This is a genomic window from Pseudomonas cichorii (genome assembly GCF_019719005.1).
Lineage (GTDB): Bacteria > Pseudomonadota > Gammaproteobacteria > Pseudomonadales > Pseudomonadaceae > Aquipseudomonas > Aquipseudomonas cichorii_E.
In genome coordinates this window covers 38,742-50,321 of the sequence record NZ_JAIGPJ010000040.1, presented here as the reverse complement: position 1 = coordinate 50,321, position 11,580 = coordinate 38,742, and the positions used below count along the sequence as shown (strand labels likewise).

The 11,580-nt window shown below is 58.0% G+C and carries 12 protein-coding genes; 7 read left to right on the top strand and 5 right to left on the bottom strand.

The genetic code is table 11. The features are described from left to right. Positions 1-112: 112 nt before the first annotated feature. A complete protein-coding gene (locus K5D32_RS22370) occupies positions 113-1,021 on the bottom strand; it encodes a LysR family transcriptional regulator (protein WP_221576801.1) in 909 nt (302 codons plus the stop codon). Between the two features lie 178 nt (positions 1,022-1,199). Between K5D32_RS22370 and arfB the strand changes: the two genes are divergently transcribed. After that, positions 1,200-1,613 carry an alternative ribosome rescue aminoacyl-tRNA hydrolase ArfB gene (gene arfB, locus K5D32_RS22365; protein ID WP_117164668.1) on the top strand — a complete coding sequence of 138 codons (414 nt, stop codon included), beginning with the start codon at positions 1,200-1,202 and terminating at the stop codon, positions 1,611-1,613. Here arfB and K5D32_RS22360 read toward each other — a convergent pair. From K5D32_RS22360 to phhA, 4 genes are all read right to left on the bottom strand, one after another. Continuing rightward, on the bottom strand, positions 1,610-2,821 hold the full coding sequence (locus K5D32_RS22360; protein WP_221594441.1) for an MFS transporter: 1,212 nt from the start codon (positions 2,819-2,821) through the stop codon (positions 1,610-1,612). The genes arfB and K5D32_RS22360 overlap by 4 nt on opposite strands. 140 nt (positions 2,822-2,961) lie before the next feature. Next, positions 2,962-3,141, bottom strand: coding sequence for a hypothetical protein (locus tag K5D32_RS22355; RefSeq protein ID WP_025259024.1), 180 nt, complete (start codon positions 3,139-3,141; stop codon positions 2,962-2,964). Positions 3,142-3,537: 396 nt separating this feature from the next. Next, positions 3,538-3,894 (bottom strand): 4a-hydroxytetrahydrobiopterin dehydratase, encoded by a 357-nt coding sequence (locus K5D32_RS22350; protein WP_025259025.1) that lies wholly within the window; start codon positions 3,892-3,894, stop codon positions 3,538-3,540. Between the two features lie 14 nt (positions 3,895-3,908). After that, positions 3,909-4,706 (bottom strand): phenylalanine 4-monooxygenase, encoded by a 798-nt coding sequence (gene phhA, locus K5D32_RS22345; RefSeq protein ID WP_221601853.1) that lies wholly within the window; start codon positions 4,704-4,706, stop codon positions 3,909-3,911. Positions 4,707-4,918: 212 nt separating this feature from the next. Between phhA and acs the strand changes: the two genes are divergently transcribed. The 6 genes from acs to K5D32_RS22315 all read left to right on the top strand — a co-directional run bounded on the left by acs (position 4,919) and on the right by K5D32_RS22315 (position 11,579). Beyond that, positions 4,919-6,874, top strand: a complete 1,956-nt coding sequence (gene acs / locus K5D32_RS22340; protein WP_221576806.1) for an acetate--CoA ligase — start codon at positions 4,919-4,921, stop codon at positions 6,872-6,874. A gap of 558 nt (positions 6,875-7,432) precedes the next feature. Further along, positions 7,433-8,209, top strand: coding sequence for an ABC transporter substrate-binding protein (locus K5D32_RS22335; protein WP_025259028.1), 777 nt, complete (start codon positions 7,433-7,435; stop codon positions 8,207-8,209). A gap of 84 nt (positions 8,210-8,293) precedes the next feature. Beyond that, positions 8,294-8,983 (top strand): ABC transporter permease, encoded by a 690-nt coding sequence (locus K5D32_RS22330; RefSeq protein WP_025259029.1) that lies wholly within the window; start codon positions 8,294-8,296, stop codon positions 8,981-8,983. Beyond that, a complete protein-coding gene (locus tag K5D32_RS22325) occupies positions 8,980-9,678 on the top strand; it encodes an ABC transporter permease (protein WP_221576807.1) in 699 nt (232 codons plus the stop codon). The genes K5D32_RS22330 and K5D32_RS22325 overlap by 4 nt, the downstream gene beginning before the upstream one ends. Position 9,679: 1 nt before the next feature. Beyond that, positions 9,680-10,792: a succinylglutamate desuccinylase/aspartoacylase family protein gene (locus tag K5D32_RS22320; protein ID WP_221601852.1), complete on the top strand. Its 1,113-nt coding sequence runs from the start codon at positions 9,680-9,682 to the stop codon at positions 10,790-10,792. 22 nt (positions 10,793-10,814) lie between these two features. Further along, entirely contained in the window at positions 10,815-11,579 is a 765-nt protein-coding gene (locus K5D32_RS22315) for an ABC transporter ATP-binding protein (RefSeq protein WP_025259032.1), read from the top strand. Position 11,580 lies beyond the last annotated feature (1 nt).

Genomic DNA, 11,580 nt, shown 5'->3' with positions numbered 1-11,580 from the left:
GCTACAAGCTACAAGCTACAAGCTACAAGCTACAAGCTACAAGCTACAAGCTACAAGCTACAAGCTACAAGTCAAAAGCTTGAAGCTTGAAGCTTACAACTTGCAGCTGCTCTCATTCCTCATGCCTCAAGGCGGCGATCAGCAGGGACATTGCTCCTGAAGGCTGTCTGCGGCTCGGGTAGTACAGGTGAAACCCCGACCACAGCGGGCACCATTCTTCCAGGCACTGGATGAAATGCCCGGAGCGGATATAGGGGCTGGCCATGTCTTCGGCGATATAGGCCAAGCCCAGACCGGCAATCGCAGCGTCCAGGACTTCATACATGCTGTTGTAGACAAGCTGACCTTCGACACGCACGTTGAGTATGTTGCCATCGCGTTCGAGTTCCCAGGGCCACAGACCGCCATGGGTGGCGAGCCTGAGGTTGATGCAGTTCTGGGCAACCAGATCGTCGGGAGTCTTGGGGATCGGGTACCGCTCGAAGTAAGCCTTGGTGCCCACCACTGCAAAGCGGATATCGGGACTGATACGGACTGCAATCATGTCCTGATCAAGAAACTCGCCGAGCCGCACGCCTGCGTCGTAGCGTTGTGCCGCGATGTCCACTATCTGGTTTTCTGAGCAAAGCTCGACCTTGATGGCAGGATATCGGGGCAGAAATTTCTTCAGTTTTGCAGACAGCACGCTGCGGATGGCATGGTCGGAGGCCGTGATGCGGATCGTGCCGGTCGGTGTATCCTGCAGTTCCTGAAGCGCGGCCAGTTCCGCGTCGATCTCCTCGAACTGCGGGGCAATACTTCGCAGCAACCGCTCACCGGCCTCGGTGGGGATCACGGTGCGGGTATTGCGCGCCAGCAGGCGTACGCCAAGAGAGGTTTCCAGCCCTCGCACTGCATGGCTGACCGCCGATTGCGAAAGGCCCAGTTGTGCGGCACCACGTGTGAAACTGCGCTCGCGGGCCACGGCAATGAATGCCAGCAGGCCGCTGAAATAGTCGCGCAGTGCGAAATCCCTGATCATCGATGGCTCTCTTGTGTGCTTCCGGGCTCCTCCCGGCCCGGCAGCATACCCCGATTGCTCATGAGCCTGAAAAGCCTGCGCGATTGCATAAGGTCATGAGTCAGATTGATCAATGGAAAGGGTTAAGTGATTTTTTGAACGCGAGTAAGATGCTCTCTGCAATTGCCATGAGAACCCAATGCTAATCATCTCCAACAATGTTCACCTGCCGGACGCCGAAATCGAGTGGACAGCCATTCGTGCGCAAGGCGCGGGTGGGCAGAACGTCAACAAGGTATCGAGTGCGGTGCATTTGCGTTTCGACATCAACGCTTCGTCGCTGCCGCCGTTCTACAAGGAGCGCTTGCTGGCCCTGCGCGACAGTCGCATCACCGGTGACGGGGTGATCGTGATCAAGGCGCAGCAGTACCGCACCCAGGAACAGAACCGGGCTGATGCGTTGCTGCGTTTGAGCGAGTTGATCGTCAGCGCCACCAAGGTTGAAAAGAAGCGCCGCCCGACCAGGCCGACGCTGGGTTCCAAGACCCGGCGCCTGGATTCCAAGAGCAAGCGAGGCTCCATCAAGGCCGGGCGCGGCAAGGTGGATTTTTAAGAGGCGTTGAGGTTTTTCTGTTCGCGCAGCACTTGCGCCTGTTTATACAGATAGATGCTCAGAACCAGTCCACTCAGGGATGCCAGCGCAGCAAACAGGAAGATCGAGACAAAGCCGAATCCGGCTGCAATGGCGCCGGCCAGCGGGCCGGTAATCCCCAGTGACAGATCAACGAACAACGAATAGGCGCCGACTGCCGCGCCACGACTGGAGGCCGGGACCAGATTCACGGCTTCGACCCCCAGCGCCGGAAATACCAGTGAGAACCCGAAACCGCTCAAGGCGGCGCCCGCCAGCGCAAGGCTTGGGGTGGGCGCGATCCAGAGCAGCAACAGGCCCAGGCTTTCCACCGACAGGCAGGCAATGGCGACGCGAAAGCCGCCCAGGCGATTAATGAGATTGCCGAACAGCAGGCGCGCGATGATGAAGCAGGCTCCGAACAGACTCAGGCACAGGACCGCATCTGGCCAGTTATTGCTGGCGTAATACAGGGTGATGAAGGTCGCGATGGTGCCGAAACCGATAGCACCCAGCGCCAGACCCATTCCGTGAGGGAAAACCAGCTTCAGTACGTGGGTAAACGCCAGGCGTTCGCCCTGCACGATAGGCGCTGCCTGTTTTTTCAGGGTCAGCAACAGCCCGAACGAAGACAGGGCAATGATGCTGGCGCCCATGGTCCAAAGGCCCAGGGATTTGACCAGCCATACACCCAGCGGGGCGCCAATCGCCAAGGCGCCATAGCTGGCGATGCCGTTCCAGGAAATGACCTTGGCGGTGTTGTGTGCGCCAACCCGGCCGATGCCCCAGCCAATGGAGCCTGAACCCACAAGGCTTTCCGCGCTGCCCAGCAGAATACGGCCGACAAACAGGCTGATCAGGCTCGCAACAGGCCAGTTGGGCATGGCGATGGGTAGCAGCATGAAGACGCCGCTGAGTCCGCATCCTGCCAGCCCGTATTGCACGGCTTTCTTGCAGCCCAGGTTATCGATGATGCGCCCCGCCCAGGGCCTGCTGACCAGTGTCGCCAGATACTGCACGCTGATCACCAGCCCGGCGGTTATCGCGCCGAAGCCCAGATCGGTGTGGACATAGCCCGGCAGCACCGCGAGAGGGATGCCGATATTCAGATAACCAATGAAGGTGAACAGTACGATGGAGACGACCTGCAGCGTCACCATCAGGCGTGGTGTGTCTTGTATCTGGGACATGAGAGTAGCGGACCCTTCTGGCGGCGGGTTGGCGAAAGGCGCAGGTAAAACCCTTAGCAAGCTTTCGAAGTTGCCATGATAACGATCCAGCGCGGGATGCAGGGGATATAAAGAGAAATTTAAAGTGCAGGCGCAGGCGTTCAGCCTTTGCTGGAGCCTACAAGCTGGGTGGTGATCAAGGCCGCCAGTGCGTTTTCCTGGGTACCGAAACGTGCGAGCAGGGCGCTCTGTTTTTCCGGGCTGAGGCGTTCCCAGATATCGATCATCTTTTCGGCTGCGCCAATGAGGGCTTTGGCCTGGTGTTCGGTGAAGTCGGTCATGAATCCGCTTTCTTGTGTTGGTTTTTCAGGCGTATCGAAACCTGGTCAGACCGGTTTCCATACGCCTGAAAACAGTTGCCTTCAGTCTTTGCGTCGGGCTTTTTGGCTGGTTTGAGCCAGCGATGCTGCTTTCATTGCGGCAGTTTGACCAAGCTCCTGTTGAGCCAGGGGAGACTGCTTTGGTTCCTGTTGACTTGGGAAGGGGAAGTTTGGAATTTCATGCATCGTCGTCGCCTCACAAGGGTTTGCAGATTGAACCGTGCTTTAAAAAGCTTCTGCAGGATACAACACTGAAAATGACAAACCGGATATTTTTTTCACTCCGTTCGTCCATTGGTGAAACAAAAAACGATTTTCAGTGTCCTGCCCAAGGTACTTCAATGCTGGCAAAACCCCTTACTTGCGGCCTTCGGCGTCCTGCGCCACCTGATCAGTGCGGGCTGCCATGATGAAGTCGTTGCGATGCAGTCCCTTGATCGAATGGCTCCACCAGGTCACGGTCACCTTGCCCCATTCGGTCAGCAGTCCCGGGTGATGACCTTCGGCTTCGGCAATGGCGCCCACCGCATTGGTGAAGGCCAGGGCGAATCTGAAATTCTTGAAGAGATAGACCTTCTCCAGTTGCATCACGCTGTCGCGTACTTCTATGTTCCAGTCGGGGATCTGTTTGATCAGCTCGGCCAGTTCGGCTTCGCTGACCTGCGGAGCATCAGCGCGGCAGGCTTCGCAATGGGCTTGGTTGAGAGATGACATGCCAGGACTCCTGTTCAGGCCGCATGGTTTCTGGGCCGTGGTTCGAATTTGGGTGAATGCAGGCCCAACTGCGTGGCCTGATGAACCAGTCCCATGATGTCTTCATGGGCAAGTTCGAACAGGCGCTTGAGTTCGGGCAATACGAAATAAACGGGTTGCAGGATATCGATGCGATAAGGCGTACGCATCGCTTCCAGTGGATCGAAAGCCTGGTGTTCCGGCACCGTGGATAAACTGTAAACCGCCTCTTTGGGCGAAGAGAGAATGCCACCGCCATAGATCCTGCGACCCTGGGCGGTATCCACCAGACCGAACTCGATGGTCATCCAGTACAGTCGCGCCAGATAGACGCGCTGTTCCTTGCTCGCGCTCAGGCCAAGCTTGCCGTAGGTATGGGTGAATTCGGCAAACCAGGGATTGGTCAGCAGCGGGCAGTGGCCGAATATCTCGTGGAAGATGTCGGGTTCCTGCAGGTAGTCGAGTTCTTCCGGGGTGCGGATGAAGGTGGCCACCGGAAAGCGTTTGCTGGCCAGCAGCTCGAAGAAGGTCTGGAAGGGAATCAATGCCGGAACCCGCTCGACCTGCCAGCCGGTGGTGGCGCCCAGCACCTTGTTGATCTCGCTCAGTTGCGGAATGCGATCGTGGGGCAGGTTCAACTGTGCGATACCGTCCAGGTATTCCTGGCAGGCACGGTTTTCGATCACCTTCATCTGACGGGTGATCAGGGTGTTCCAGACCGCGTGTTCGGCAGGTGGATAATCGATGAAGCCTTTGTCGTCGGGTTCACGGGCCACGTATTGCGTCTGGCTCATGCTGACCTCCCAAGGGAGTTATTGTTTTTTTACAGGGTAGCCTGATTGCCTTGGGAGCGACACTGGGTTCTCGGCCTTTTCTTTGGCGTGTCCCCCTTGCGTATGGGAGTGTTGAAGAGTAAGGCGGTAAGACCATCGTCGAATGGCCCCACAGGATATGGCGGGATACAACAGAGTCATAAAACAACAACTATTCCACCGAGGTATCCAAGATGAGTGCAGCTTCTCTGTACCCCGTGCGCCCAGAAGTCGCAGCGAACACGCTGACCGACGAGGCGACCTACAAGGCCATGTACCAGCAGTCCGTGGTCAACCCGGATGGTTTCTGGCGCGAGCAGGCCGAGCGCCTCGATTGGATCAAACCCTTCACCCACGTCAAGCAGACCTCCTTCGACGATCACCGTGTCGATATCAAATGGTTTGCCGACGGCACACTGAACGTCGCTTACAACTGTCTGGATCGCCATCTCGAAGAGCGTGGCGACAGCATCGCAATCATCTGGGAAGGTGATGATCCTTCCGAACACCGCAACATCACCTACCGCGAACTGCATGAGGAAGTCTGCAAGTTCGCCAACGCCTTGCGCGGTCAGGATGTGCATCGTGGTGATGTCGTCACCATTTATATGCCCATGATCCCCGAAGCTGTGGTCGCCATGCTGGCCTGTGCCCGTATCGGTGCGATTCACTCGGTGGTGTTCGGCGGCTTCTCGCCAGAGGCGCTGGCCGGCCGGATCATCGACTGCCATTCCAAGGTCGTCATCACCGCCGACGAAGGTCTGCGTGGCGGCAAGAAAACCCCGCTCAAGGCCAACGTCGACCGGGCGCTGACCAACCCTGAAACCAGCAGTGTGCAGAAGGTCATCGTCTGCAAGCGCACCGGCGGCGAGATCGAGTGGAACCGCCACCGTGACATCTGGTACCACGCGCTGCTGGAAGTGGCATCGAGCACCTGCGCGCCGAAAGAAATGGGCGCCGAAGAGTCGCTGTTCATCCTTTATACCTCCGGCTCCACCGGCAAACCCAAGGGCGTGCTGCATACCACGGCCGGTTATCTGCTGTATGCCGCGCTGACCCACGAGCGCGTGTTCGATTACAAGCCGGGCGAAATCTACTGGTGTACGGCAGACGTGGGCTGGGTCACTGGCCACAGCTATATCGTCTATGGCCCGCTGGCCAATGGCGCGACCACTCTGCTGTTCGAGGGCGTGCCGAACTATCCGGACATCACTCGCCTGTCGAAGATCGTCGACAAGCACAAGGTCAATATCCTCTACACCGCGCCGACCGCGATTCGCGCCATGATGGCCGAAGGCACCAAGTCGATGGAGGGGGCAGACGGTTCCAGTCTGCGTCTGCTGGGTTCGGTGGGCGAGCCGATCAACCCCGAGGCCTGGGGCTGGTACTACGACACCGTGGGCAAGAAAAACTGCCCGATTGTCGATACCTGGTGGCAGACCGAAACCGGCGGCATCCTGATCAGCCCGTTGCCGGGTGCAACGGCGCTGAAACCCGGCTCGGCAACACGTCCGTTCTTCGGTGTGATCCCGGCGCTGGTGGACAACCTGGGCAACCTGATCGAAGGGGCGGCTGAAGGCAATCTGGTGATTCTGGATTCCTGGCCAGGCCAGTCACGTTCGCTGTATGGCGATCATGACCGCTTTGTCGATACCTACTTCAAGACCTTCCGTGGCATGTACTTCACAGGTGACGGTGCCCGTCGCGACGAAGACGGCTACTACTGGATCACCGGGCGTGTGGACGACGTGCTCAACGTTTCCGGCCACCGCATGGGCACCGCCGAAATCGAGAGCGCAATGGTTGCGCACCCGAAAGTCGCCGAAGCCGCTGTGGTGGGTGTGCCTCATGATCTGAAAGGGCAGGGCATCTACGTTTACGTCACCCTCAATGCGGGTGAAGTGCCGGACGAAGCGCTGCGTATCGAGTTGCGCAACTGGGTGCGCAAGGAGATCGGCCCGATTGCCTCGCCTGATTTCATCCAGTGGGCACCGGGGCTGCCGAAAACCCGTTCGGGCAAGATCATGCGTCGTATCCTGCGCAAGATCGCCACCGGTGAGTACGATGCGCTGGGCGATATCTCGACCCTGGCCGACCCTGGCGTGGTTCAGCATCTGGTCGATACTCACAAGACCATGAGCGCGGCATGATCCCTTGAGTCACCGCAACGCCCCGTCCGGTACGGGGCGTTTTCATGTCTGCTTTCTGAAAATGATCGGGGTACTCGGCTGAGACTGCTGCTCACTCATTTCGAAAAGGGATATATATCGATGTGTTACCTGTTCACCCAGGCTGTGCTTGGGCGTGCTTCTTTGTAGGACGAGTTGCTAGGTATTTGTAGGATTGCGGTGCATTTATTAGCGCTTTGTCAGTCGCATGCAATGCTGGACTTGCCGTATTAGAAGGCTTTGCCAATAATGGGCGCGCTTTTTGCTGCATCAACTGTTTTTCTTGATTTTTTAAGATCACGAAGTTTTTTTCAAGTCAATGGGGTGGGGTGGTTTTCTCGATGCATCTGTAACTAGTTGTCGCATTGAAGAAATATCGACTTCGTACCTGCCGCTAAAATGCCCCTCACTTAGTCAGGGGTCCTCTGACCGGAATTTCGGTATCAGTTGCCTGGCGTCGCTCTCTCCGGATTGTTCTTTTGCATCTTGGGCTACCGCTCACTTTGCCATTTGTCGTGTTTCATCGATGGAGTCCTGTAAATGAAAAAGCTCATGCTTCTTGGCGCGCTGGCGTTGTCTGTGCTTGCCCAGCCGGTTTTCGCCGATGAAAAACCGCTCAAGATCGGTATCGAAGCCGCTTACCCTCCGTTCGCCTCCAAGGCGCCGGATGGCAGCATCGTGGGTTTCGACTACGACATCGGTAATGCACTTTGTGAAGAAATGAAGGTCAAGTGCACCTGGGTCGAGCAGGAATTCGACGGTCTGATCCCGGCCCTCAAGGTACGCAAGATCGACGCGATTCTGTCTTCGATGTCCATCACGGATGATCGCAAGAAGTCCGTGGACTTCACTGGCAAGTACTACAATTCCCCGGCTCGTCTGGTGATGAAGGACGGCACGAAAGTCAGCGACAGCCTCGCTGAACTCAAGGGCAAGAAGGTCGGTGTGCAGCGTGGTTCGATTCACGAGCGCTTCGCTCGCGAAGTCCTGGCTCCTCTGGGTGCCGAGGTCACGCCTTACGGTTCCCAGAACGAAATCTATCTGGATATCACCGCAGGTCGCCTGGATGGCACCGTGGCTGACGCGACCCTGTTGCAGGACGGCTTCCTGAAAACCGACGCTGGCAAGGGCTATGCTTTCACCGGTCCGTCGTTTACCGACCCGAAATACTTCGGTGAAGGCATCGGTATCGCTGTTCGCAAGGGCGACAAGGCCAATCTGGACCGTATCAACGCCGCCATCGCCGCGATTCGTGCCAATGGCAAGTACAAGGCAATTCAGGACAAGTACTTCGATTTCGATATCTACGGCAAGTAACGTCAGGTTCCTGATCTGGATGGCGCAAACAGGGCAGCCTGGATTGCGCCATTTTTTATACCCACGCTTGAGGACCGCACAAACATGTTGAAAGGCTACGGGGCTGTAATCCTCGAAGGTGCCGGGCTGACCTTGCAGTTGGCTCTGTCATCGATGGCCCTGGCAATCATTCTCGGTCTGATTGGTGTGGCGTTGCGTCTGTCGCCGCTGCGCTGGCTGGCGTGGCTGGGCGATCTGTACTGCACGGTGATTCGCGGTATTCCCGATCTGGTGCTGATTCTCCTGATCTTCTACGGCGGGCAGGATCTGATCAACCGTGTCGCGCCCTTGCTGGGCTTCGATGACTACATCGACCTCAACCCGTTGCTGGCCGGTATCGGCACCCTGGGGTTCATTTTCGGTGCCTACCTGTCCGAAACCTTTCGCGGTGCCTTCATGGCGATTCCGAAGGGGCAGGCCGAGGCTGGCATGGCCTATGGCATGAGCCGCCTGAAGGTGTTTTTCCGGATACTGGTGCCGCAGATGATTCGCCTCGCGATCCCCGGTTTCACCAATAACTGGCTGGTACTCACCAAGGCGACCGCGCTGATTTCCGTGGTCGGTCTGCAAGACATGATGTTCAAGGCCAAGCAGGCGGCAGATGCCACCCGCGAGCCTTTCACCTTCTTCCTGGCGGTTGCTGCGATGTATCTGGTGATTACCAGTGTCTCGCTGCTCGCCTTGCGTTATCTGGAAAAACGCTACTCCGTAGGCGTAAAGGCGGCTGACCTATGATCTTCGACTACAACGTCGTCTGGGAAAGCCTGCCGCTGTACTTCGGCGGCCTGCTGGTGACTCTGAAACTGCTCGGTATTTCCCTGGCATTCGGTCTGCTGGCGGCATTGCCCCTGGGCCTGATGCGTGTCTCGAAACGTCGCTGGGTCAACTTCCCTGCCTGGTTGTACACCTACGTGATTCGCGGCACGCCGATGCTGGTGCAACTGTTCCTGATCTACTACGGGCTGGCCCAGTTTGAAGCGGTGCGCGAGAGCGTCTTGTGGCCGCTGTTGTCCAGTGCCAGCTTCTGCGCCTGCCTGGCCTTTGCCATCAATACCAGTGCCTACACGGCCGAGATCATTGCCGGCAGCCTCAAGGCAACACCGGCTGGCGAAATCGAAGCGGCCAGGGCCATGGGCATGTCGCCGCTCAAGATGTATCGCCGCATTCTGCTGCCTTCCGCGCTGCGCCGTGCGCTGCCGCAATACAGCAATGAAGTCATCATGATGCTGCAGACCACCAGTCTGGCGTCCATCGTGACCCTCATCGACATTACCGGCGCGGCCCGCACGGTCAATGCTCAGTACTACCTGCCTTTCGAGGCTTATATAACCGCAGGCGTTTTCTATTTGTGCCTGACATTCATTCTGGTGCGGTTGTTCAAGCTGGCGGAGCGTCGCTGGCTGGGCTACCTGGCTCCGCGGAAGGTCTGACATGCAAAGAATCGATCATGTATTGCCGTGGGGAAGCCTCGGCACCGAGCGTCAACTGAGTGTTTTTCGTTTCGGCAGCGGCGAGCGCAAGGCCTATATCCAGGCCAGCCTGCACGCTGACGAGTTGCCGGGCATGCGTACGGCCTGGGAGTTGAAAAAACGCCTGGGTCAGCTTGAAGAACAAGGCGCGCTCAAAGGGGTTATCGAGCTGGTGCCGGTGGCCAATCCCCTGGGCCTGGGGCAATTGCTGCAAGGCGCGCATCAAGGGCGTTTCGAGTTTGGCAGCGGCAAGAACTTCAACCGCGATTTCACCGAATTGAGCGAACCTGTCGCCGAGTTGCTGGAAGGGCAATTGGGCGACGACCCGCGAGCCAATATTCAACTGATTCGTCAGGCCATGGAGGCTGCGCTCGAGCGCTTGCCTGCTCCGCAAGGCGAGCTGCAGGCCATGCAGCGTGTGCTGCTCAGTCATGCCTGTGTCGCTGATGTGGTGCTTGACCTGCATTGCGATGCCGATGCAGCGCTGCACATGTATGCCTTGCCACAACATTGGCCGCAGTGGCGTTCGCTGTCTGCGCATCTGGATATCAAGGTCGCGCTGCTGGCCGAGGATTCCGGTGGCAGCTCCTTTGACGAGGCCTGTTCGCTGCCCTGGCTGCGCCTTTCGCGGATCTTCCCCGAAGCACAGATTCCCCTGGCCTGTCTGGCCACGACCATCGAACTGGGCGGTCAGGCCGATACCGGCAAGGCCGAGGCCGAGACGCATGCCGAAGGCATCCTGGCGTTTCTGGCCGAGCAGGGCTTTATCAGCGGCGACTGGCCGAAACCTGAGCGTGAAGCCTGCGAAGGCATGCCGTTCGAGGGCACCGAATTGCTCTATGCGCCTCATCCCGGCGTGGTGACGTTCCTGCGCGCTGCCGGTAGCTGGGTCGAGGTTGGCGAGCCGTTGTTTGAAGTCATCGATCCGTTGTCCGATCGGGTCAGCACCATCTGTGCGAATACTGCCGGTGTGTTATTCGCCATCGAGCGGCTTCGCTATGCTCAACCGGGTTTCTGGCTGGCCAAAGTGGCGGGGCGCACCGCGCTGCGTCACGGGCGTCTGCTCAGTGACTGACTGTCTTGCGAGAATCGAAAGCATGAACAAACTGGAAGTCCAGGACCTGCACAAGCGTTATGGCAGTCATGAAGTGATCAAGGGAGTTTCCCTGACAGCCAAGGCAGGCGATGTCATCAGTATCATCGGCTCCAGCGGCTCGGGTAAAAGCACATTTCTGCGTTGCATTAATCTGCTTGAACAGCCCCATGCCGGCAAGATCCTGCTCAACAACGAAGAACTCAAGCTGGTGCCGAACAAGGAAGGCGGCCTGAAGGCTGCCGACCCCAAGCAGTTGCAGCGCATGCGCTCGCGTCTGTCCATGGTGTTTCAGCATTTCAATCTTTGGTCGCACATGACGGCCTTGCAGAACATCATCGAAGCGCCGGTGCATGTCCTGGGCGTGCCGAAAAAAGAGGCGCTGGAAAAGGCCGAGTATTACCTGGCCAAGGTCGGCGTGGCTCATCGCAAGGAAGCCTATCCGGGTCATATGTCCGGTGGCGAGCAACAGCGTGTGGCGATAGCCCGCGCCCTGGCCATGGAGCCGGAAGTCATGTTGTTCGATGAGCCGACGTCCGCGCTGGACCCGGAACTGGTGGGCGATGTGCTCAAGGTCATGCAGGGCCTGGCCCAGGAAGGCCGGACCATGGTGGTGGTCACTCACGAAATGGGCTTTGCCCGTGAGGTGTCGAACCAGTTGGTCTTTCTGCACCAGGGTGTGGTACTGGAGCGTGGCGATCCCCGCGAGGTCCTGGCCAATCCTCAGTCCGAGCGGTTGCAGCAGTTCCTCTCAGGCAGCCTCAAGTAAT

Bases quoted from the DNA above. Each gene is read 5' to 3' on its own strand.
- K5D32_RS22370 (WP_221576801.1), bottom strand. From the start codon at position 1,021: ATGATCAGGGATTTCGCACTGCGCGACTATTTCAGCGGCCTGCTGGCA.
- K5D32_RS22350 (WP_025259025.1), bottom strand. From the start codon at position 3,894: ATGTCATCTCTCAACCAAGCCCATTGCGAAGCCTGCCGCGCTGATGCT.
- arfB (WP_117164668.1), top strand. From the start codon at position 1,200: ATGCTAATCATCTCCAACAATGTTCACCTGCCGGACGCCGAAATCGAG.
- K5D32_RS22360 (WP_221594441.1), bottom strand. From the start codon at position 2,821: ATGTCCCAGATACAAGACACACCACGCCTGATGGTGACGCTGCAGGTC.
- phhA (WP_221601853.1), bottom strand. From the start codon at position 4,706: ATGAGCCAGACGCAATACGTGGCCCGTGAACCCGACGACAAAGGCTTC.
- K5D32_RS22320 (WP_221601852.1), top strand. From the start codon at position 9,680: ATGCAAAGAATCGATCATGTATTGCCGTGGGGAAGCCTCGGCACCGAG.
- acs (WP_221576806.1), top strand. From the start codon at position 4,919: ATGAGTGCAGCTTCTCTGTACCCCGTGCGCCCAGAAGTCGCAGCGAAC.
- K5D32_RS22330 (WP_025259029.1), top strand. From the start codon at position 8,294: ATGTTGAAAGGCTACGGGGCTGTAATCCTCGAAGGTGCCGGGCTGACC.
- K5D32_RS22315 (WP_025259032.1), top strand. From the start codon at position 10,815: ATGAACAAACTGGAAGTCCAGGACCTGCACAAGCGTTATGGCAGTCAT.
- K5D32_RS22355 (WP_025259024.1), bottom strand. From the start codon at position 3,141: ATGACCGACTTCACCGAACACCAGGCCAAAGCCCTCATTGGCGCAGCC.
- K5D32_RS22335 (WP_025259028.1), top strand. From the start codon at position 7,433: ATGAAAAAGCTCATGCTTCTTGGCGCGCTGGCGTTGTCTGTGCTTGCC.
- K5D32_RS22325 (WP_221576807.1), top strand. From the start codon at position 8,980: ATGATCTTCGACTACAACGTCGTCTGGGAAAGCCTGCCGCTGTACTTC.